Source organism: Pseudomonas mercuritolerans (assembly GCF_025706525.1).
Classification (GTDB): domain Bacteria; phylum Pseudomonadota; class Gammaproteobacteria; order Pseudomonadales; family Pseudomonadaceae; genus Aquipseudomonas; species Aquipseudomonas mercuritolerans.
Genome location: NZ_JAMSHA010000009.1, coordinates 206014 through 226664, shown reverse-complemented (window position 1 = coordinate 226664; position 20651 = coordinate 206014). Strand labels below are relative to the sequence as shown.

At 61.4% G+C, this 20651-nt stretch carries 19 protein-coding genes; 6 read left to right on the top strand and 13 right to left on the bottom strand.

Annotated elements, in window-relative coordinates:
- Nucleotide 1: 1 nt before the first annotated feature.
- Nucleotides 2–1621, top strand: coding sequence for a DUF2300 domain-containing protein (locus tag ND528_RS23985; RefSeq protein ID WP_263471364.1), 1620 nt, complete (start codon nucleotides 2–4; stop codon nucleotides 1619–1621).
- A gap of 3 nt (nucleotides 1622–1624) precedes the next feature.
- Nucleotides 1625–2437 (top strand): YfaP family protein, encoded by an 813-nt coding sequence (locus ND528_RS23980; RefSeq protein ID WP_130912723.1) that lies wholly within the window; start codon nucleotides 1625–1627, stop codon nucleotides 2435–2437.
- Nucleotides 2438–2499: 62 nt separating this feature from the next.
- On the opposite strand, the gene ND528_RS23975 is transcribed toward ND528_RS23980, so the two are convergent.
- From ND528_RS23975 to exaC, 10 genes are all read right to left on the bottom strand, one after another.
- Entirely contained in the window at nucleotides 2500–2670 is a 171-nt protein-coding gene (locus tag ND528_RS23975; RefSeq protein WP_212617228.1) for a hypothetical protein, read from the bottom strand.
- Nucleotides 2671–3087: 417 nt separating this feature from the next.
- On the bottom strand, nucleotides 3088–3834 hold the full coding sequence (locus ND528_RS23970; RefSeq protein WP_073475694.1) for a S24 family peptidase: 747 nt from the start codon (nucleotides 3832–3834) through the stop codon (nucleotides 3088–3090).
- Between the two features lie 318 nt (nucleotides 3835–4152).
- The gene (ppa, locus tag ND528_RS23965; RefSeq protein ID WP_003205933.1) at nucleotides 4153–4680 is read right to left on the bottom strand and encodes an inorganic diphosphatase; all 528 of its coding nucleotides are present in this window, start codon (nucleotides 4678–4680) and stop codon (nucleotides 4153–4155) included.
- Nucleotides 4681–4792: 112 nt separating this feature from the next.
- Nucleotides 4793–5605, bottom strand: coding sequence for a M90 family metallopeptidase (locus tag ND528_RS23960; RefSeq protein WP_263471363.1), 813 nt, complete (start codon nucleotides 5603–5605; stop codon nucleotides 4793–4795).
- Between the two features lie 4 nt (nucleotides 5606–5609).
- Nucleotides 5610–6260, bottom strand: coding sequence for a DedA family protein (locus tag ND528_RS23955; RefSeq protein ID WP_016773001.1), 651 nt, complete (start codon nucleotides 6258–6260; stop codon nucleotides 5610–5612).
- A gap of 256 nt (nucleotides 6261–6516) precedes the next feature.
- The gene (locus ND528_RS23950; protein WP_016773002.1) at nucleotides 6517–6978 is read right to left on the bottom strand and encodes a GNAT family N-acetyltransferase; all 462 of its coding nucleotides are present in this window, start codon (nucleotides 6976–6978) and stop codon (nucleotides 6517–6519) included.
- Between the two features lie 115 nt (nucleotides 6979–7093).
- Entirely contained in the window at nucleotides 7094–7918 is an 825-nt protein-coding gene (gene eutC, locus ND528_RS23945; RefSeq protein WP_073475689.1) for an ethanolamine ammonia-lyase subunit EutC, read from the bottom strand.
- Nucleotides 7919–7923: 5 nt separating this feature from the next.
- Complete coding sequence (locus ND528_RS23940) at nucleotides 7924–9318, bottom strand: ethanolamine ammonia-lyase subunit EutB (RefSeq protein WP_263471362.1); 1395 nt, start codon at nucleotides 9316–9318, stop codon at nucleotides 7924–7926.
- 52 nt (nucleotides 9319–9370) lie between these two features.
- On the bottom strand, nucleotides 9371–10822 hold the full coding sequence (gene eat / locus ND528_RS23935; protein WP_024014466.1) for an ethanolamine permease: 1452 nt from the start codon (nucleotides 10820–10822) through the stop codon (nucleotides 9371–9373).
- A 193-nt stretch (nucleotides 10823–11015) separates the two neighbouring features.
- Nucleotides 11016–12536: an acetaldehyde dehydrogenase ExaC gene (gene exaC, locus ND528_RS23930; protein ID WP_024014465.1), complete on the bottom strand. Its 1521-nt coding sequence runs from the start codon at nucleotides 12534–12536 to the stop codon at nucleotides 11016–11018.
- 389 nt (nucleotides 12537–12925) lie between these two features.
- Here exaC and ND528_RS23925 point away from each other — a divergent pair, with 389 nt between their 5' ends.
- From ND528_RS23925 to ND528_RS23910, 4 genes are all read left to right on the top strand, one after another.
- Nucleotides 12926–14839, top strand: coding sequence for a sigma-54-dependent Fis family transcriptional regulator (locus ND528_RS23925; protein ID WP_263471361.1), 1914 nt, complete (start codon nucleotides 12926–12928; stop codon nucleotides 14837–14839).
- 380 nt (nucleotides 14840–15219) lie between these two features.
- Entirely contained in the window at nucleotides 15220–16569 is a 1350-nt protein-coding gene (mpl, locus tag ND528_RS23920; protein ID WP_016773007.1) for a UDP-N-acetylmuramate:L-alanyl-gamma-D-glutamyl-meso-diaminopimelate ligase, read from the top strand.
- Nucleotides 16566–17213 carry a flavin prenyltransferase UbiX gene (gene ubiX, locus ND528_RS23915; RefSeq protein WP_263471360.1) on the top strand — a complete coding sequence of 216 codons (648 nt, stop codon included), beginning with the start codon at nucleotides 16566–16568 and terminating at the stop codon, nucleotides 17211–17213. Before mpl ends, ubiX begins: the two co-directional genes overlap by 4 nt.
- Entirely contained in the window at nucleotides 17206–17490 is a 285-nt protein-coding gene (locus ND528_RS23910) for a YceK/YidQ family lipoprotein (protein WP_212617222.1), read from the top strand. The genes ubiX and ND528_RS23910 overlap by 8 nt, the downstream gene beginning before the upstream one ends.
- Before the next feature lie 100 nt (nucleotides 17491–17590).
- Here ND528_RS23910 and ND528_RS23905 read toward each other — a convergent pair whose 3' ends face one another.
- The 3 genes from ND528_RS23905 to ND528_RS23895 form a co-directional block, all read right to left on the bottom strand.
- Nucleotides 17591–18232 (bottom strand): oxidoreductase, encoded by a 642-nt coding sequence (locus tag ND528_RS23905; protein WP_016773010.1) that lies wholly within the window; start codon nucleotides 18230–18232, stop codon nucleotides 17591–17593.
- A 27-nt stretch (nucleotides 18233–18259) separates the two neighbouring features.
- Nucleotides 18260–19987 (bottom strand): C13 family peptidase, encoded by a 1728-nt coding sequence (locus tag ND528_RS23900; RefSeq protein WP_212617221.1) that lies wholly within the window; start codon nucleotides 19985–19987, stop codon nucleotides 18260–18262.
- Between the two features lie 102 nt (nucleotides 19988–20089).
- Nucleotides 20090–20545 carry a MaoC family dehydratase gene (locus ND528_RS23895; protein ID WP_016773011.1) on the bottom strand — a complete coding sequence of 152 codons (456 nt, stop codon included), beginning with the start codon at nucleotides 20543–20545 and terminating at the stop codon, nucleotides 20090–20092.
- Nucleotides 20546–20651 lie beyond the last annotated feature (106 nt).

Here is a 20651-nt window from a genome sequence, read left to right as displayed (position 1 = left end):
CATGCGCCGGCCGCTGTTGTGGCTGCTGATGTACGTGATGCCTGCGCTGGCGACAGCGCAGGACGAGCCGTTGCGCGTGGCCTATCAGGGCGAGTTGTTGTCGTTGAGTCAGACGCAACTGATCAAGCGCGAACTGTTGCCAGCGTCGCTGGATGCGCCGCTGGGCAGTCTGTGGAAGTTGTTCGTCTACGCGTGGCTGGTGGATACCGGTGCACGGGAACCGGCTTATGAATGTCGCGGGCAGTCCAAAGAAGAAGTTTATTGCTGCTCGGCGGGCGGCAGGATCGAGCGGGATCAGGCACTGGTGAAGTCCTGCGGTCTGTATTTCGAACCGGCGCGGTTGGGCATTGCAGCGACGGATTGGCGAGCGTATTGGCAGGCGCGGCAGGCGCCGTCGTGGTTGCTGGATTTGCCAGCCGTGCAACCGGCAACAAGGGTTTCGGTTGCCGAGTTATTGAGCGTTCTGGCGTTGCTGCCAGCGCAGGAACAGATGCGCCGCGTGCTGCTCGATGTCGTGCTGAACGCGGCGGACGGCAATGTCGTTGGCGAGTTGGGCGGGCGCCTGCGGGTGAAGACCTGGAGCTGGCTCGGCGACCAGGATGCACAATCGCGGCAAGGTGGATTCGCCGGCTGGAGCGCCGACGGCGCACCGGTCTGGGCGGGTGGACGCGGTACCAGTCAAATGGTTCTGCGTCATTACGCTCAGGCGCTGGCCAGTGTGTTGCCGACGGCGTGGCCAGCGGACGCGGGGCGTTGTGTGGAAGTCCGGCTGTTTTCGAAATATCCGGTTTCGAAGGTTCTGGTCGGGGATCGTGTCGCCACGTCCGGGCCATTGCGCGGCGACTATCGCGTCGAATTCGCCAACGGCAATGCGCTGGACATCCACAGCGGTGGCGAACTGTTTCTGCTTAACGACAAACTCGTCGCAAGGCTTGATCGCGAAGAATATGTCGCCCGCGTCCTTGAGCGCGAAGCCAAATCGCAACCCGCCGAAGCCGCCAAGGCGCTGGCCGTAGCGATCCGCACTTATCTGCTACAAAACGCCACACGCAACGGCGATTGCCTGAACATCGACGACAGCAGCAATCGCCAGCGCGTCGCCCCGCGCCCGGCCTCGGCCGAGTCACGCAACATCGCGGCGTGGACGGCGGACCTGGTAATGGCTGGCAGCACCGTCACCTATCACTCCGACCAGCCCGGCCCAGACAAACTCGCCTGGCAGCAAGCCGTCGAGCAAGCGAACGCCGGCCAGCGCTACGACGCGATTCTGCTGCACGCCTATCCACGCGCCAGCCTCAGCCGCTGGGACAACCCGGTCGCCTCCTGCGAAGCATTGCCCGCCGCGCAAGACTGGCTGCAAAAGCAGCGACGCGGCTGGCGTCCGACGCTGGAAAGCGAAACCGGCTACAACGAAGTCAGCACTTTCGCCGTATGCAAACTCGCCTTCGGCCGGCCCTTCGTTGACCGCGAACGCCAGCGGATTTACGTGCGCGGCGTGCTGAGCCTGCAGGATCGCCTCGACCTGACCCACGAATATCTGCACCTGGCCTTCGAAGCACACCCCAACGGCCAGGATGAAACCTACATCGAAGGGCTCGCCCGTCACCTTTTGCTGGAATAGACCATGACACTCCGTTATCCACAGGTCTTGCTGCTGCTCTGTGCCCTCAACGTGCTGCCGCAAGCATTCGCCGCCGATGGCGTCAAACTCGACACCCCGGTGGGCGGCTGGCGCAGCGGCGCACCGCAAGGCGAGGGCGAGAGCTTCCGCCAGACCGTCAACTATCCGGCCTCGTCGGTCAACACACCGCTTGGCCAGGCCAATACCGCCAGAATCAGCGGCCAGATCAAAGCCGTGCCGAAGAACAACGAACCCGGCCGCCTGATCGTCAACGGCGTCAGCATGCCGCTGAAAATCGACCCCGCCGGCGGCTTCGATCGCCCGTTCTCCTTCCCCAACGGCAGCAACAGCGTCGAAGTGCGCAGCGCCGACGGCCAGCAACGCCACCGCACGCAATTCCTCAACGCCCGCGGCGGCGCCACCCCGGCCAAACTGCGCGTCCTGCTGGCCTGGGACAGCGACGGCACCGACCTCGACCTGCACCTGATCACCCCCGATGGCGCCCACATCTGGTACGGCAACCGCGTCGCACCCAACGGCGCCGCCCTCGACGTCGACGTCACCACCGGCTACGGCCCGGAAATCGCCGCCATGCCCGCGCCGATCAAGGGGCAGTATCTGGTCTACGTGAATTATTACGGCGGCGGGTATCGCGGGGATGATGGAGGTGGGGACGAAGCGGTGCAGGCGCTGACCACGGCGCAGGTGACGGTGATTACTGAAGAAGGCACGCCGAGCGAGAAGATGGAGACGTTTGTAGTGCCGATGCGGACGGCCGGGGAATTGACGCTGGTGAAGTCGTTCAGTTATCCGTAAGGGGCATTTGTCCAACAAGTTGTTGGACAAATTCTGCAATTGTAGCTGGGCGTTCAAACAGCTTACAGATCAGCCAGACTGACCTGCATTCGCTGAGGAGCGGCGAGGCGCTCGTGAACGATGGCGGCAAGTTCGTCATCTTCTTCACTGGCCAACTTATCTTCGGCAGGCGGCTCGCCTCGTTCGGCGGCGCGCTCCAGCGCTTCCTCAATGGGGCATGAGATTCTGGGCATTATGTTCCCTGCGATTTTTGGCGGGACGGTAACCAGTGCATTGGGCGCTATACAAGCGGGAAATGCGGTTTCAGCAATGGATATGGTTTGTTGCAGGCATTAAAAAGCCGGCTTGTGGCCGGCTTCTCGGGGACTGGCTTGGTTTATTTTTGGTAAACCGCGCCAGCCTTCAAAACGTACATCCGGATCTGCGTCCGGCTGTGGGACTTGGTCAGACGTTGGCCTGCCGCGTCGGGCGTCATCCGAGCCGCTGGGCGGGTCGATGCGCGAATGTGGGGCGCAGGATACTGAGTTTTGCTCTGGATTCCCAGCCTCGAGTGCGGTTTAGAGCGACTGAAGCGGTACAAACTCGGGATTTGTACCGGTTGTCAGGGCCTCTTCGCGGGCAAGCCCGCTCCCACAGGTTTTGGCAAACAATTACAGAAACGGCACCACCGGCCGGCGCTTGCCCAGTGTCGACCACCAGAACACCCAGCCAAGAATGTGAATCCGCTGCTCTTCGATCTGCGCCGGCCGGAAGACCTCGTCGGGGTATTCGGCGCTGTTGTGGCTGCGCATGCGCAGGCCGTTGCCGGGCATGCGGTGCAGGTATTTGATGCGCAGCATGCCGTCGTGCTCTACGGCGTAGATTTCGCCGTCGACGACCTGGGTCAGGCCACGGTCGATGGCGACGATGGAGCCGTCCTCGATGCGATCGGCCATGCTGTTGCCGATCATGTGCGCGCAGATGGCGTTGGCGTGCTGGATGTCGAGTTGATCGAGGTGGGCGCGGGGCAGGCGCAGGGATTGGTCGGGGTCGAGGATGACGTGGGTTTTGCCGTCGCCGTTGGCGATCGGGGTTTCCTTGAAAAATGCCAGGTCAATGTCGCTGGGGTTGATGACGGTGTAGACGCCGCAGATCGACTGGGCATCGAACGTGTCGCCGTTGCTGGCGGGTGGGTGCAGGCGCGCGACCTCCTTGACGCCTTCCCCGGTTTTCAGCCATTCACTATTGACCGACAACAGGCGTGAGACTTCTTCCATGCGATACGCCGGGACGCCCCGGGTGTACCAGTTATGAACGTTTTGGGCTTCCGTGCCCCAGAACCTTGCGAAATCCGTGGTGCTGATGTTCGCTGCTTCCAGGAGTGCCTTGAATCGTGGACCGCTAGTGTTCTTTCTCATAAACACGGAGTCTACGGCCGGACTAGAGCGGTTTGAATAAACCGGGCGTTCAAAAAAAGCCTGTATTTTGCGACGGGATGTAAGACGTACTTGTGGGAAATTAAACAGATTAAAACTGCATGTAGGAATTTAAACGGTTTGTTTACCCGGGCTTTTTCAAGAGCCCTCACCCCAACCCTCTCCCGGAGGGAGAGGGGGCCGACCAAGGTGTATTTCGAGTTACATCGACCTGAACAACCGAGTCGATTATGCAGACGCCAATAACAAAAAACCCCGGATGTCCGGGGTTTTTTCAAGCGTCACGCAAAGCGCAATGGCTTAGCCCTTGTAGGCGGCAACCGACTTGGTGATCGCTTCGCGGGCGGCGTCTGCACCGGCCCAGCCTTCGATCTTGACCCACTTGCCCTTCTCGAGATCCTTGTAGTTCGCGAAGAAGTGCTCGATCTGCTGGATCAGCAGGGGCGGCAGGTCGGTGTATTCCTTCACATCGACGTACAGCTGCGACAGCTTGTCGTGTGGCACTGCGATGACTTTGGCATCGCCGCCGCCGTCGTCGGTCATGTTCAGGATGCCGACTGGACGGGCGCGGATTACCGAGCCTGGCGCTACCGGGTAAGGGGTCACGACCAGCACGTCCAGGGGATCACCGTCGTCAGCCAGGGTGTTCGGGATGTAACCGTAGTTGGCCGGGTAGAACATTGGGGTGGCCATGAAACGGTCAACGAACAGGCAATCGCTGTCTTTGTCGATTTCGTATTTGATCGGCGCGTGGTTGGCCGGGATCTCGATCGCGACGTAGATGTCGTTCGGCAGGTCTTTGCCAGCCGGAATCTTGCTGTAGCTCATTGGGCGTTGCCCCCGTAGTTGACCAAAAACACTTGGCCGGATTGACCAAAAAGTGGCGGCGATTATAGGCACATTCCTACGCCGACGCCACGTACCAGAAGTCGTGCAGAGCTTAGTCGTGCGCCTGATAGACCGGGTCTGTGGCCTGAAGTTGCCGCAGTCTGCCCAACGGATCCTGCCGGTAGAAAAGCTGCAGTTGCAAGTAGACCTGTGGATAAGCCTCATGCAGCAGATCCGGGGCGCTGAAGAAGTATTCGCTGGTGACGGCGAAGAACTCCGCCGGGTTCTCGGCGGCATAGGGATCGATGGCAGTTTCGGTATCGGGATCGTGGTCGAGCTGGCGGTTGAGGTCGTCGTAGGCGGCCTGCATCACTTCGGCCCAGTCGCTGACGCGCATGTCGGTGTGCAGTGGCGGCAGGCCGTTGGCGTCGCCGTTGAGCATATCGAGCTTGTGCGCCAGTTCGTGGATCACCAGGTTGTAGCCTTCCCAGCCACCGCTGGCCTGTACGCCGGGCCAGGCGAGAATCACCGGCCCCTGCTGCCAGGCCTCACCGCTGTGTTCGCCGTCCCACTCATGCTCGACGCCGCTGGCATCGCGATGACGTTGCGGGCTGAGGAAGTCATCCGGGTACAGCACGATCTCGTGGAAACCCTGATACCAGTTCAGATCACCGAGATGCAGCAGCGGTAACTGTGCTTGCGCGGCGAGCAGCAAGCGTTGCTCCTGATGCAGTTCGACACCGGGCAGGGCGGTCAGGTGTTTGTCGTCGAGAAACAGCACGCACGCTTCACGCAACCACTGGTCTTCAGCAGCGCTGATGCCATCGAGGAAGGAGAGTTGGTGGCGCACCCGTTGCCACAGGTCGTCGGCAATCGGGTGCCTGGCCAGGAGGCGCCGGCGTCGCCAGGCGCTCAGTGACCACATCGGATCAGTGCGATTGCACTTTGGTGCCGCCGAAACGGCTGCGCACCACGCCGATGATCATCGGCACCAGCGACAGCAGGATGATTGCCACCACCAGCAGCGAGAGGTTTTTCTTGATGAACGGCACGTTGCCGAAGAAGTAACCCAGAGTGACCAGGCCGCCGACCCAGAGGATGGTGCCGAGCACGCTGAAGCCGAAGAAACGCGGGTACGGCATCCGCGCCACGCCCGCGACGAACGGCGCGAAGGTGCGGATGATCGGCAGGAAACGCGCCATGGTCACGGTCTTACCGCCATGCTTGTCGTAGAAATCGTGGGTTTTCTGCAGGTAGTCGCGACGGAAGATTTTCGAGTTCGGGTTGCTGAACAGCTTCTCCCCGGCCGTGCGTCCGATCACGTAGTTGGTACTGTCGCCCATGATCGCCGCCAGCATCAGCAGTCCGCCGAGCAACACCGGATCCATGCCGCCACCTGCGGCCACCGCGCCGGCGATGAACAGCAGCGAGTCGCCCGGCAGGAACGGCATCACCACCAGACCGGTTTCACAGAAGATCACCAGAAACAGGATGGCGTAGATCCATGGCCCATAGTTGTTCACCAGCAAATCGAGGTACACATCGAGATGCAGGATAAGGTCGAGCGGGTTGAAATCCATGGGGGCACCTGTATGACGGCCCGACTCGGCAGGCCTGTGCGGATGACTTCGTGTAAGCCTACAGCGGGGTGTAGTTTTTCTTACAAGCCGGAAAGAACGGGATTATACGGTCTGACCGCTGAAAAGCGCGCCGGTTTTGTAGCGGGGAGTGTCGTGCTGTGAACAATTGTCAGCCCTCAAAAGATCGCAGCCTTCGGCAGCTCCAATTGGAACGCGTTCCGCTGTAGGAGCTGCCGAAGGCTGCGATCTTTTGGGTTCAGAGCTCGTCGCTGATCGGCAGTACGTAGTTCTTGAACTCGGTGTCTTCCTTGAAACCGATCGATTCGTAGGTTTTCTGCGCCACTTCGTTGTTTGCGCTGGTCGATACGCGCATGCGCACGGCCTGGGTTTCCTTGGCCATTTTCTTCGCAGTGCGGATCAGGTTGTCGGCGACCAGTTGCCGGCGCGCATCTTCGGCAACGTAGATATCGTTGAGAATCCACACGCGTTTGAGCGACAGCGACGAAAAGCTCGGATAGAGCTGGCAGAAGCCCATGAGTTTCTTGTCATCATCGTCGGCCAGGGCCAGATAGATCACTGACTCTTTGCGGCGCAGGCGTTTTTCGAGGAACGCGCGGGAGGAATCCGGGTAAGGCAGGGAGCCGTAGAACTCGCGATATTTGACGAACAAAGGAGTCAGCAAATCCAGATGTTCGAGGGTCGCTTGAATAATCCGCATGATAGGTCTCGTCTTCAAGTGGCTGTCTTCAACTGCTCTGACGGCGATGGGAAACCCGGGCGGCCGTGCGTCGATCCTGCCTGAAAGCAGCGCAGAAAGGCAATGCGGAAACGGTTCAGGCTGGCGGTGGATCGAGCAGGAAGTTGCCTTTCATGTCGACAGCGTCGTCCGCCTCCAATGTGTGCAACTGAGCTTCATCCTTCAGGTTGACCCCCGACAGCTGCCGCCGACAGGCCTCGCGCATCAGATACAGCAAGCGATGCGCCGCCATGCCGTAGCTCAAACCTTCAAGCCGGACATTGGAAATGCAATTGCGATAGGCGTCGGTGAGGCCGACCTTCGGCGCGTAGGTGAAATACAGCCCGAGGCTGTCCGGCGAACTCAGGCCCGGGCGCTCGCCGATCAGCATTACCACCATTTTCGCCCCGAGCAGCTGGCCGATCTCGTCACCGATAGCGACGCGGCCCTGTTCCACCAGCACCACCGGCGCCACGGACCAGCCGTCGCCGCTCATCTGTTCTTCCAGGCGCGTCAGGAATGGCAGCGTGTGCCGATGCACCGCCAGCGCCGACAGGCCATCAGCGACGACAAGCACCAGATCGACCCCGCCCGGGTGGGCGCTGGCGTAATCGCGCAAGGTCTGCGCCGATTCATCGCTGAGCTTGCGCCCCAGATCCGGGCGTTGCAGGTAGGTGTGTCGGTCCGGCGCGGCGCTTTGCAGCGCCAGGGTTTCCCGCCCGCGCTCGCTCAGTTGTGCGCTGATTTCGCTGTGATCGAAGGCCAGGTGCACGGCATCGCGGGCCTGGGCGTGGGCAAACTGAAAATCCAGCTGCGCCCGCGTCGGCAGACTGGTGCCGGTGCGGCCCAGGGCAATGCGTGCCGGGGTCAGGCGGCGCAGTTCCAGCCACGGGTTTTGCGGATCGACCGGAGGTTTTTCCATAAGAGTCATCCCAAGTGCGCCAAGGCCTGGCGGAAGGCCGGCGGCAGGTTGTTGCCGAAGCGAACCTTGCCGTCCGCCTGAGTGAAGATGCCCATGTTGGCCAGCCATTGCTCGAACTCCGGCGCCGGTTTCAGGCCCAGGGTCTGGCGGGCGTACAAGGCGTCGTGAAACGAAGTGGTCTGGTAATTGAGCATGATGTCGTCCGAGCCGGGGATGCCCATGATGAAATTGATCCCGGCGACGCCGAGCAAAGTCAGCAGGGTATCCATGTCGTCCTGATCGGCTTCGGCGTGGTTGGTGTAGCAGATGTCGCAGCCCATCGGCACGCCGAGCAACTTGCCGCAGAAGTGATCTTCAAGGCCGGCGCGGATGATCTGCTTGCCGTTGTAGAGGTACTCCGGGCCGATAAATCCTACGACGGTGTTCACCAGGAACGGCTTGAAATGTCGCGCCACGGCGTAGGCCCTTGTCTCGCAAGTCTGTTGATCGACGCCGTGGTGAGCGTTGGCCGACAGCGCGCTGCCCTGACCGGTTTCGAAATACATCAGGTTCTGCCCGAGGGTGCCGCGCTTGAGACTGAGCCCGGCGTCGTAGCCTTCCTGCAACACGTTGAGGTTGATGCCGAAACTGGCATTGGCGGCCTCGGTACCGGCAATCGACTGGAACACCAGATCCAGCGGCACGCCACGGTTGATCGCCTCGATCGAAGTGGTGACGTGGGTCAGCACGCAGGCCTGGGTCGGGATGTCGTAGCGCTGGATGATCGCGTCGAGCATCTCCAGCATCGCGCAGATCGAAGCGATGCTGTCAGTGGCCGGGTTGACCCCGATCATCGCATCGCCGTTGCCGTAGAGCAGGCCGTCGAGAATGCTCGCGGCGATGCCGGACGGCTCGTCGGTCGGGTGGTTGGGTTGCAGGCGGGTCGACAGGCGCCCGCGTAAACCGAGGGTGCCGCGAAATTGGGTGACCACGCGGATTTTCTGCGCGACCAGCACCAGATCCTGCACGCGCATGATCTTCGACACGGCGGCGACCATTTCCGGGGTCAAACCGGGGGCGAGGGCGCGCAGGCTGGTTTCGTCCGCCGCATCACTGAGCAGCCAGTCGCGAAAGCCGCCGACGGTGAGGTGGCTGACCACGGCGAAGGCTTGTGTGTCGTGGGTGTCGATGATCAGCCGGGTGACTTCGTCGGCTTCGTAGGGGATCAGCGCTTCCTGCAGGAAGTGTGTGAGCGGGATGTCCGCCAGGGCCATTTGCGCGGCCACTCGTTCGCCGTCGTTGAGCGCGGCGATCTCGGCGAGAAAATCCCCCGAGCGGGCGGGGCTGGCCTTGGCCATGACGTCTTTGAGGCTGTCGAAGCGGTAAGTCTGCGCGCCGACCGTGTGAGCAAAACTGGCCATTCAGCGTTCTCCGTGACGGCGCAGAATGGGTCTGCGCCGTGGTTTTCGACAATCAGTGCAAGGCTTGTTCAGCTTTTTGAATCGCCGCGAATTCTTCTTCCGGCGTGCCCGCTACCAAGTGATGCCGACTGTAGAAAGCAAAGTAAGCAATTAACACTCCATAGATGATCGCCGCGCCGATCACCACCCGTGGATCGACGAGGAAGCCCGCCACCACGGCGATGCACGCCAATACCAGCGCTACACCCGAGGTGAAAATGCCACCCGGCGTGCGGTACGGCCGGTCCATTTTGGGGCGACGGATGCGCAGGGTGATGTGCGCGGCCATCATCAGCACATAGGAAATGGTAGCGCCGAACACCGCGACAAGAATCAGCAAGTCGCCCTGACCGGTCAGCGACAGACCGAAACCGATGATGCCGGGGATCACCAAGGCCAGCACCGGCGCCTTGCTTTTGTTGGTCTGCGACAGTTTGCGCGGCAGGTAACCGGCCCGCGACAGCGCGAAGATCTGCCGCGAGTAGGCGTAGATGATCGAGAAGAAACTGGCGATCAGCCCCGCCAGGCCGACGAGATTGACGAAGCTGCCCATCCACGTCGAGCCACCGTAGGCCTTGCTCAGTGCTTCGACCAGCGGGTTACCCGAAGTCAGCAGCGAATTTGCACCGGCGCCGCCGGGACCGACGATCAGAATCAGCAGGGCGAACATCAGCAGCACCAGCATCGCCCCGATCAGCCCGCGCGGCAGGTCGCGCTTGGGGTTTTTGGTTTCTTCAGCGGCCAGCGGCACGCCTTCGACGGCGAGGAAAAACCAGATCGCATAGGGAATCGCCGCCCATACGCCGACATAGCCGAACGGCAGAAACGGACTGGCGCCGACCGCAGTGGTCACCGGGATGTCGAGCAGGTTGGCGACGTCGAAGTGCGGCACCATCGCCACCAGAAACACCCCCAGCGCCAGCGCGGCGACGGCGGTGATGATGAACATCAGCTTGAGCGCTTCGCCGACCCCGAAAATATGGATGGCGATGAAGATGATGTAGAACGCCAGATAAATCATCCAGCCGCCAATACCGAACAGCGACTCGCAATACGCACCGATGAACACCGCGATGGCAGCGGGGGCGATGGCGTATTCGATGAGGATCGCGGTGCCGGTGAGAAAACCGCCCCACGGTCCGAAAGCACTGCGGGCGAAACCGTAGCCGCCGCCAGCGGTGGGAATCATCGAGGACAATTCGGCCAGGGAAAAGCACATGCACAGGTACATGGTCGCCATCAGCAGCGTGGCGAGAAACATGCCGCCCCAGCCACCCTGGGCGAGGCCGAAATTCCAGCCGGCGTAGTCGCCGGAAATCACATAAGCGACGCCGAGGCCCACCAGCAGCACCCAGCCGGCGGCGCCTTTTTTCAGTTCGCGTTGTTGGAAATAATCGGTGCCGACTTTTTCGAAGTCGACGGAGGAGCCGGTCGCCGGAGCGCCGGCCGGGGATTCGCTTGGCATAGGGTTCACCATTTTTATTGTTTTATTGGCCCGGCTACAGCCAGGCCATTGGGTTGAATGGCACAACGCTTTCGCGAGCCTGCTCGCTCCCACAGGGGATTGGGTACGACCATGAATCACCTGTGGGAGCGAGCCTGCTCGCGAAGACACTCCAGAGGGCGAAGCAGGAAACACCTGCCTCACCCCGTCTGGATCAGAAGAATCCCAACGGATTGATGTCGTAGCTCACCAGCAGGTTCTTGGTCTGCTGGTAATGGTCGAGCATCATTTTGTGGGTTTCACGCCCGACGCCGGACTTCTTGTAACCGCCGAATGCGGCATGCGCCGGATAGAGGTGGTAGCAGTTGGTCCACACGCGACCGGCCTTGATCGCCCGGCCCATGCGGTAGGCGCGGTTGATGTCGCGGGTCCACAGGCCGGCGCCGAGGCCGAACTCGGTGTCGTTGGCAATCGCCAGGGCTTCGGCTTCGTCCTTGAAAGTGGTGATGCTCACCACCGGGCCGAAGATTTCTTCCTGGAACACGCGCATCTTGTTGGTGCCCTTGAGCAGGGTCGGCTGGATGTAATAACCGGTGGCCAGGCTGCCCTCGAGTTTTTCCACCTTGCCGCCGGTCAGCAACTCCGCGCCTTCGCCCTTGGCGATTTCCAGGTACGAGAGGATCTTGTCGAATTGCTGCTCCGACGCTTGGGCGCCGACCATGGTGTCGGTGTCCAGTGGGTCGCCACGTTTGATCTGGCTGACTTTCTTCATCACGGCCTGCATGAATTCGTCGTAGATCGACTCCTGTACCAGTGCGCGGGAAGGGCAGGTGCACACTTCGCCCTGGTTGAAGAACGCCAGCACCAGACCTTCAGCGGCTTTCTCGATGAAGCTCGGCTCGGCCTGCATGATGTCTTCGAAGAAGATGTTCGGCGACTTGCCGCCCAGTTCCACGGTCGATGGAATGATGTTTTCCGCTGCGCATTTCATGATGTGCGAGCCGACCGGGGTCGAGCCGGTAAAGGCGATCTTGGCGATGCGCTTGCTGGTCGCCAGTGCTTCGCCGGCTTCTTTGCCGAAGCCTTGCACGACGTTGAGCACGCCCGGCGGCAGCAGGTCGCCGATCAGTTCCATCAGCACGCAGATGCCCAGTGGGGTTTGCTCGGCAGGCTTGAGCACCACGCAGTTACCGGCGGCCAGCGCTGGCGCAAGTTTCCAAGCGGCCATCAGCAGCGGGAAGTTCCACGGGATGATCTGGCCGACCACGCCCAGCGGTTCATGAATGTGGTAAGCCACGGTGTTGCCGTCGATTTCCGCAGCGCTGCCTTCCTGAGCGCGCAGGCAACCGGCGAAATAACGGAAATGGTCGGCGGCCAGGGGGATGTCGGCGTTGAGGGTTTCACGGATGGCTTTGCCGTTGTCCCAGGTTTCGGTGATCGCCAGCAGTTCGAGATTCTCTTCGATGCGATCGGCGATTTTCAGCAGGATCAGTGAGCGCGCCTGCACGGAAGTGGCGCCCCACGCATCGGCGGCGGCATGTGCAGCGTCCAGAGCCTTGTCGATGTCTTCGGCAGTGGAGCGAGGAAATTCGGCAATTGGCTGGCCATTCACTGGCGAGGTATTGGTGAAGTACTGTCCTTTGACTGGCGCGACGAACTCGCCGCCAATGTAGTTGCCGTACTTGCTCTTGAACGAGACTTTGGCGCCGTCAGTACCGGGGTGGGCGTAACGCATGATGATGTTCTCCTTGGCTTTGTACTTATTAGAGAAACGCGCAAGTGCGCTTGCTATAAGCGTAGAGCAAGGCTCGGGCCACTGCCGTGCAGGTCAGGCAAATCAAGGGCTTGGCCGGTTTGTCTCGGACGAATGGAGAGCCGCTGTGACGGTTTCGGTACAGCACGGGTGACAGTTTGTACCGGTTGCGACACAGCCCGTGACCGCACGGTCTTGCCAGCATTGCAATGCCGGAGCCGCTGGAGGATCCTCAGCCAACAGAAATCCGGTAGGAGCTGCCGCAGGCTGCGATCTTTTGCTTTTGTTTTTCAAGATCAAGATCAAAAGATCGCAGCCTGCGGCAGCTCCTACACGGGATTGCGTCGACCTCTCGGGGAGAACAATAAGAAATGCACGACAACCATTTGAGTCGCCATGCCCGCCAGGTTCTCACCGTCACCCAGGGCAAACCGCACCTGCATGGCCCCGGCGCCGATCCATCGATCGCCCGTTCGTGGCTGCGCTGCCTTGAGGACTATCACCTCGATCCTTCCGTGACCATGGCGCCAACCGTGCTCGAGCATGGCCGCGTGCTGGAAAGTCGCGAACGTCTGCAACAAGTGCTGCAAATCGCCGGCACCGAGATGAGCAGCCTGCATCAGCAACTCTCCGGCGCCGGCCACGCGGTGCTGCTGACTGACGCGCGTGGGGTGATCCTCAATTGCGTGACCGCACCGGCCGAACGGAAGATTTTCGAGCGCGCCGGTCTCTGGCTCGGCGCTGACTGGAGCGAAGCCTGCGAAGGCACCAACGGCATCGGCACCTGCCTGGTCGAGCGTCAGGCGCTGACCATTCACCAGGACGAGCATTTTCGCGGCCGCCATACCGGGCTGACCTGTTCGGCGAGCCCGGTGTTCGATCCCCATGGTGAATTGCTGGCGGTACTCGATGTGTCTTCGGCGCGGCCCGACGTCTCGCGGCAGAGCCAGTTCCACACCATGGCGCTGGTCAATCTGTCGGCGAAGATGATCGAGAGCTGCTACTTCCTGCGCTGTTTCGACAACCAATGGTTGCTGCGTTTTCATCTGCAGGCCGAGTCCGTCGGCCTGTTCAGCGAAGGGCTGCTGGCGTTTGACGGCGAAGGGCGGATCAGCGCAGTCAACCAGAGCGCGCTGAACCTGCTCGGGCATATTCGCGGTGGTTTGCTCGGTAAACCGGTGGAAGCGTTTTTCGATTGTTCGCTGGATGACCTGCTTGGCCGCGCGAGTGCCAACGCCAGCGCCAGTTGGCCACTGCGCACCCGCGATGGTCGACATCTGTTTGCCGTGTTGCGCGGCGAATCGCGCAAGCCGACAGCCATTGTTCCAGCGCCAATCGCTGCTCCAGCGCCACGCCTGTCCGGCATCTGCCTCGGCGATGAAGCGTTGCAGGCGGAATTTCGCAAAGCCCTGCGCGTGTTCGAGCGCGACGTGCCGCTGTTGATCAACGGCGAAACCGGCTCGGGCAAAGAGGCGTTCGCCAAGGCTGTGCACCAGGCCAGCCAGCGCTGCGGCAATGCTTTCGTCGCGCTCAATTGCGCGGCCATTCCGGAAAGCCTGATCGAGAGCGAACTGTTCGGCTATCGCGGCGGCAGCTTCACCGGCGCACGCAAGGACGGCATGCGCGGCAAGCTGCAACAGGCCGATGGCGGCACTTTGTTCTTGGACGAGATCGGCGACATGCCCTTGGCGTTGCAGACGCGTTTGCTGCGGGTGCTGGAAGATCGGCAAGTGGTGCCGATTGGCGGCGAGCCGCAAGCGGTGGACGTGCGCATCATCAGCGCGACGCACCGCAATCTGCTCGAGCGGGTCGAGGACGGCAGCTTTCGCGAGGACCTGTATTACCGCTTGAACGGGCTGGAAGTGGCGTTGCCGGCGTTGCGTGAGCGCAGTGATAAATCGCAGTTGCTGGATTTTCTCCTGGCCGAGGAGGCCGGAGGCGAAACGATTCTGATCGACGAAGCGGCGCGGCAGGCGTTGCTCGCATTCAACTGGCCGGGCAATGTGCGGCAGTTGCGCAATGTCCTGCGTACGCTGGCGGCGTTGTGTGATGGCGGGCGGGTCGGGGTTGAGGATTTGCCGGTGATGATTCGGCAGGCGCGGCCGGCGGTGGTGGCGGCGCAGATTGCCGCGCAGCCATTGGATGACGCCGAGCGTGTCGCATTACTCAATGCGCTTGAGCAGACGCGCTGGCATATGACCCATACAGCGCAGCAACTGGGCGTAAGCCGCAACACCCTTTATAGAAAACTGCGTAAACACGGAATTGAGCGGCGTGTCAGCTGAAAGCCCTCACCCTAACCCTCTCCCAGAGGGAGAGGGGACTGACCGAGGTGTTTTGGCGATTTACGCCGACCTGAAATATCGAGCCGAACTCAGGATTTGAAGGTGTCCGAGATCGGCTCCCTCTCCCTGGGGAGAGGGCTCGGGTGAGGGGCTGCGATCGAAAGCCGGGCCGATTTACGCCGACCTGAAATATCGAGCCGAACTCAGGATTTGAAGGTGTCCGAGATCGGCTCCCTCTCCCCCGGGAGAGGGCTGGGGTGAGGGGCTGCGGTCTGAAGCCGTGCGTAGATGTAGCCGCCAACCCGTCTCCATCCTTCAGCTAAAGAGTGCCATTTCCCCCTCCCTACGCTAACCTGCGGCCATGTTTTACGAGGTCGACTATGCACATTCATATTCTGGGTATCTGCGGGACTTTCATGGGCTCGATGGCGGTGTTGGCCAAAGAGCTGGGCCATCACGTCACCGGCTCCGACGCCAACGTCTATCCGCCGATGAGCACGCAGCTCGAGGCACAGGGCATTCAGCTGACGCAGGGTTATGACCCGGCACAGCTCGATCCGGCGCCGGATCTGGTGGTGATCGGCAATGCCATGTCCCGTGGCAACCCGGCGGTGGAATATGTGCTGAACAAAGGCCTGCCGTACGTCTCCGGTCCGCAGTGGCTGGCCGATCACGTCCTGCAAGGTCGCTGGGTGCTGGCCGTTGCCGGTACCCACGGCAAGACCACCACCAGCAGCATGCTCGCCTGGGTGCTGGAACATGCCGGCATGAGCCCGGGTTTCCTGATTGGCGGCGTGCCGCAGAATTTCTCGGTATCGGCGCGCCTGGGCGGTACGCCGTTCTTTGTCATTGAGGCTGACGAATACGACAGCGCCTTCTTCGACAAGCGCTCGAAGTTCGTCCACTACCGTCCACGCACCGCAATTCTGAACAACCTTGAATTCGATCACGCCGACATCTTCCCCGATCTGCCAGCGATCGAACGTCAGTTTCACCACTTGGTGCGCACCATCCCGAGCGAAGGGCTGGTCATCCACCCGACCACCGAGCCAGCGTTGCAGCGCGTGATCGAGATGGGTTGCTGGACCCCGGTGCAAACCACCGGCGCCGGCGGTCAGTGGCAGGTCAAGCTGCTCAGCGAAGACGGTTCGGCGTTCGAAGTGATGTTCGAAGGCGTGTCCCAAGGCACCGTCGAGTGGGAATTGACCGGTCAACACAACGTCGCCAACGCCCTGGCTGCTCTGGCCGCCGCGCGTCATGTTGGCGTGGTGCCGTCGATGGGCATCGCCGGGTTGAGCGCGTTCAAGAACGTCAAACGACGCATGGAGAAAGTCGCCGAGGTGCGCGGCATCACCATTTATGACGACTTCGCCCATCACCCGACCGCCATCGCTACCACCCTCGACGGTCTGCGCAAACGCATCGGCGACGCGCCATTGATTGCGATCATCGAGCCGCGCTCCAACTCGATGAAGCTCGGCGCCCACCGTGACGGTTTGCCGGACAGTGTGGTCGATGCCGATCAAGTGATCTGGTATGCCCCGGCCAACCTCGGTTGGGATCTCGGCGCCACCGCCGCATTGTGCACGGTGCCGTCGATTGTCAGCGATTCGCTGGAAGGCATCATCGAGCGCGTGAAGAGCCAGGCGCAGCCCGGCACTCACGTGGTGATCATGAGCAACGGCGGCTTCGGCGGCCTGCACGGCAAGCTTGCCGAGGCACTGCAATGAACAGTTTTTCCCAGGCCGGCGGCCCGGAACGCATCACCCTGGCGATGACCGGTGCTTCGGGCGCGCAGTACGGCTTGCGCCTGCTCGATTGCCTGGTGCGCGAGGATCGCGAAGTGCACTTCCTGATCTCCAAGGCCGCGCAACTGGTGATGGCCACCGAGACCGACGTGTCCCTGCCGAACAAACCGCAGATGATGCAGGCCTTTCTGACCGAATACACCGGCGCGGCTGCCGGGCAGATTCGCGTGTACGGCAAGGAAGACTGGATGTCGCCGGTAGCCTCCGGCTCCGGCGCGCCGGCAGCCATGGTGGTGGTGCCGTGTTCGACCGGCACGCTGTCGGCGATTGCCTCCGGCGCCTGCAACAACCTGATCGAGCGCGCGGCGGACGTCACCCTGAAAGAGCGCCGTCAGTTGATTCTGGTGCCGCGTGAGGCGCCGTACTCGAGCATTCATCTGGAGCACATGCTCAAGTTGTCGAATCTGGGCGTGACCATTTTGCCGGCCTCGCCGGGCTTCTATCACCAGCCGCAGACCATCGATGATCTGATCGACTTCGTTGTGGCGCGGATTCTCAATCTGCTCGGCATCCCGCAGGACATGCTGCCGCGTTGGGGCGAGCATCACCTGAGCAGCGATGAATAAGCTGCTGGTGCTTGTGCTGGCGCTGCAACTGGGCGGGTGCGCCACCGCGCGCACGCTGGATGCGGCAAAACCCGGCGCACCGGTGGTGTATGCCGGGACGCGGCTGGATTTGTATGCGTTGAACGGCGGCTGCTGCGCGATGGACCGGTTCGGTGCCGAGGCGCCGAGCTATCCGGGAGTGGACCTGCCGGCCAGTGCGCTGCTCGACACGCTGTTGTTGCCGTTGTCGTTGCTCACTGTGATTGGCATCGGATTCCAGGCGACTGGTGGATTGTAAAGGTCAAAAGATCGCAGCCTTCGGCAGCTCCTACAGGGGAATGGGGTCTTCTGTGGGAGCTGCCGAAGGCTGCGATCTTTTGGTTCTGAAAGTCCCGGAGTTATTTGCCTAACTTGCGCAGCTCATCCGACTCGATCACCCGCACGCCATCCTGTTCTTCCAGCGCCAGGCGCCACATTGCTCGTGCCAACTGGCACGCTTCGATGCCGTGGTATTTGCCCGGAATCAGCTTCGACAACGGCCCGGCCAGTTGCTCGACCAGCCGTGGCTCGGTGCGTTCGCCAAGCAACAGCGAAGGTCGGCAAATGGTCAGTTGCGGCCAGTTCTGCGCGCGCAGGGCCTGTTCCATTTCACCCTTGACCCGGTTGTAGAACACCGAGGAATTCGGATCGGCGCCAATCGCACTGATCACGATCAGGTGCCGCGCGCCCATTTCCCGCGCGCGCTTGGCAAACGCCACGACCATGTCCAGATCGACTGCGCGAAAGGCTTCTTCGGAGCCGGCCTGCTTGATCGTGGTGCCGAGGCAGCAGTAGGCGATATCGACCCGGCCACTGAGCTGCGGCAGAAACGCCTGCGGGTCGCCGACCGGGTTTTCCAGATGCGGATGCTCAGCCAGCGGCCGGCGCGAAGGGGCGAGGACACGGGTAATGGTTGGCTCGTTGAGCAAACGGTCGAGCAGATGTTCACCGGTCAGTCCGGTGGCTCCGGCAAGCAATACGTGCTGAGGCGTCAAGTACATAGTGTCTCTCCCTTGATACTGTTCAGCTTAGTTGCCTTTTTTCGCCGCGTCGTTCAATGCGCTGCTTTGCAAAGCTTTGCGCGCCTGCTGTTTTCGCAGCAGCTGCCAGTGCGACAGCACGGTTTTCGGCGCCCAGATCTGCGGCTCCGAGGCTTCGAAGCCGTCGGCCAGTTCGCGTTCGGCAACAGTGGCCTTGGCCAGTTTGAATGCCTGTTCCAGATCATCAGTCTGGTTCAGCGCCTGGGCGAACAGCGCGTCGCCAAAGTAAGTGAAGTTGGCTTCTTCCGAGCAACCGAACGACACCCGATCGGCGCGCGAGGCGGTCATGATCAGCGTGCGTTCGTCCTTCAGCGCCGGGATGAAACCACCGGAATAGCACGAAGAAATCACGATGACCTTGTCGCGATGCTTCAGCGGCGCGAGCACGGCGGCGAGTTCATCGGCGGGTAGATCGGCCAGTTCCATGCGCGGCTGATCGAGCACCAGTTCGTGCTCGGCGGTGCCGTGGCTGGTCAGATAAATGAACAGCAGATCTTCCGGGCCGCTGCGTTCGGCAAGGGCTTGCGCGGCGCGGCGCATGTTTTCGCGAGTGGCCATAGGCCGGTCGCCGAGATGATCGCGATGATTGACCAGGCGGATCTGGCCGAAGGCGCCAAAGCGCGTACTGAGCATGTTGGCGACGTAATCGGATTCACGCAGGAACACGCTTTGCTTGCCGTCGCCACCGAGGGTCAGGGTGTACAACTCGACTGCCGGAGTCGAAGCGGGAATCGCCGCCAGTGCGTCATCCAGCAACCGACCTTGGGCGAGCAAACCGAGTTCGAGGGTATCGGGCAGCAACTTGCCGTCGGCGTCGCGCACGCGTTGGCCGTTGATCCAGGTGCCGCTGAGCACGCTGCCATCGGTCAGCACCAGCGTGCCGCGTCCTGAATAGCTGTCGTTGTCGAAGCCGCCAATGTAGAAGCTGCCATCGGCCAGGTTCAAGCGGCCCTGACCGGTGAAGCGCCAGTCATTGAACACACCGATGTAATGGCTGCCATCAGCACCGATCAGTTCGCCCTTGCCGGTCAGCGCGCCTTCCTTGAACTGGCCGAGCCAGACGTCGCCGTCGGCGTTCTCGTAGCGACCCTTGCCGTGCAGTTGATTGTTCTTGAAGCCGCCGACGTAGATATCGCCGTCGGCGCTGTTGTAGGTGCCGTTGCCTTCCAGTTGACCGTTGACGAAATGACCCGTGAACGAATTGCCGCTGGCATCGCCGCGCTGGCCTTCGCCGTTGGGTTTGCCGTGGGCGAACTGGCCTTGATAGGAGCTGCCGTCATCCATTTCCAGGCGGCCGAGGCCGGAATACTGGTCAGCCTTGAACTCGCCGCGATAGGTCATGCCGTTTTCTTTCAGCGTACCTTCGCCATCGCGCCGGCCCTGCTTGAAGCCACCGGTGTAACTGCTGGCGTTGGTGCTCAGGCTGCCCTGACCATCGAACAGACCTTGCTGAAACTGGCCGCGATAGACCTCACCGTTGCTGCCATGCCATTCGCCCTGCCCGTGCCACTGACCCTTATCGAACTCTCCGGCGTACCAACTGCCGTTGGGATAGTCGACGCGGCCCTGACCTTGCAGCAAGCCGTCGACCAGTTCACCGCGATAGCGACCGCCATCGGGCAGGCGCGCATCCGGCGGCAACAGCGATTCGCCGTCGCCGCAAGCGGTGAGTATCAGGGTCAGGGCAAGGGGTGCAAGTCGAGCGATTGAGCGCATAGCGGGATCCGGGCAATTAGGCGACCGAGTATGCCGCAGCTATGCGTCGCATATATACAGACGTGACGCGAAACAGCGTGCGCTGCTTCGCATCCGGGATGATCAGACGAAGCAGAGTGACAGCGGTTCGGCGATGTAGGCCGGTTTGTCCGAGCCTTCTATCTCCAGTGTCGCGGTAGCCTTGAGCAGCCACTGGCCGGGTTTTTTCTCGGTGACTTCGACCATGTCGACCTTCAGTCGGACTTTCGAGTTGACCTTGACCGGCTGGATGAAACGCACACTGTCCAGGCCATAGTTGACGACCATCTTCACGCCTTCGGGCAGCACGAGGATGTCTTCCATCAGTTTCGGCATCAGCGACAGCGACAGGAAACCATGGGCGATCGTGCTGCCAAACGGCGTTTGCGCGGCCTTGACCGGATCGACGTGAATGAACTGAAAATCACCGGTGGCTTCGGCGAACAGGTTGATGCGCTCCTGATCGATGGTGAGCCATTCGGAACGTCCAAGTTCCTTGCCGACATAATCCTTGAGCTCTGCAACGGGAACATAGGGCATTGAGACTCTCCTTGGGTTCATCTGTTTTATAGTTTTTCAGGGGGCGGATTTGACCGGCCTGCGAACCACTGTAGATCATCATGGCGATTTGCTCAGGTCAACCGAC

Excerpts from the sequence above, each read along its gene's own strand:
- ND528_RS23975 (WP_212617228.1), bottom strand. The coding sequence starts at position 2,670 with ATGCCCAGAATCTCATGCCCCATTGAGGAAGCGCTGGAGCGCGCCGCC.
- ppa (WP_003205933.1), bottom strand. The coding sequence starts at position 4,680 with ATGAGCTACAGCAAGATTCCGGCTGGCAAAGACCTGCCGAACGACATC.
- ND528_RS23910 (WP_212617222.1), top strand. The coding sequence starts at position 17,206 with ATGAATAAGCTGCTGGTGCTTGTGCTGGCGCTGCAACTGGGCGGGTGC.
- ND528_RS23925 (WP_263471361.1), top strand. The coding sequence starts at position 12,926 with ATGCACGACAACCATTTGAGTCGCCATGCCCGCCAGGTTCTCACCGTC.
- ND528_RS23895 (WP_016773011.1), bottom strand. The coding sequence starts at position 20,545 with ATGCCCTATGTTCCCGTTGCAGAGCTCAAGGATTATGTCGGCAAGGAA.
- ND528_RS23980 (WP_130912723.1), top strand. The coding sequence starts at position 1,625 with ATGACACTCCGTTATCCACAGGTCTTGCTGCTGCTCTGTGCCCTCAAC.
- ND528_RS23970 (WP_073475694.1), bottom strand. The coding sequence starts at position 3,834 with ATGAGAAAGAACACTAGCGGTCCACGATTCAAGGCACTCCTGGAAGCA.
- ND528_RS23950 (WP_016773002.1), bottom strand. The coding sequence starts at position 6,978 with ATGCGGATTATTCAAGCGACCCTCGAACATCTGGATTTGCTGACTCCT.
- mpl (WP_016773007.1), top strand. The coding sequence starts at position 15,220 with ATGCACATTCATATTCTGGGTATCTGCGGGACTTTCATGGGCTCGATG.
- eutC (WP_073475689.1), bottom strand. The coding sequence starts at position 7,918 with ATGGAAAAACCTCCGGTCGATCCGCAAAACCCGTGGCTGGAACTGCGC.
- ND528_RS23905 (WP_016773010.1), bottom strand. The coding sequence starts at position 18,232 with ATGTACTTGACGCCTCAGCACGTATTGCTTGCCGGAGCCACCGGACTG.
- ubiX (WP_263471360.1), top strand. The coding sequence starts at position 16,566 with ATGAACAGTTTTTCCCAGGCCGGCGGCCCGGAACGCATCACCCTGGCG.
- ND528_RS23900 (WP_212617221.1), bottom strand. The coding sequence starts at position 19,987 with ATGCGCTCAATCGCTCGACTTGCACCCCTTGCCCTGACCCTGATACTC.
- exaC (WP_024014465.1), bottom strand. The coding sequence starts at position 12,536 with ATGCGTTACGCCCACCCCGGTACTGACGGCGCCAAAGTCTCGTTCAAG.
- ND528_RS23960 (WP_263471363.1), bottom strand. The coding sequence starts at position 5,605 with ATGTGGTCACTGAGCGCCTGGCGACGCCGGCGCCTCCTGGCCAGGCAC.
- ND528_RS23955 (WP_016773001.1), bottom strand. The coding sequence starts at position 6,260 with ATGGATTTCAACCCGCTCGACCTTATCCTGCATCTCGATGTGTACCTC.
- eat (WP_024014466.1), bottom strand. The coding sequence starts at position 10,822 with ATGCCAAGCGAATCCCCGGCCGGCGCTCCGGCGACCGGCTCCTCCGTC.
- ND528_RS23940 (WP_263471362.1), bottom strand. The coding sequence starts at position 9,318 with ATGGCCAGTTTTGCTCACACGGTCGGCGCGCAGACTTACCGCTTCGAC.
- ND528_RS23985 (WP_263471364.1), top strand. The coding sequence starts at position 2 with ATGCGCCGGCCGCTGTTGTGGCTGCTGATGTACGTGATGCCTGCGCTG.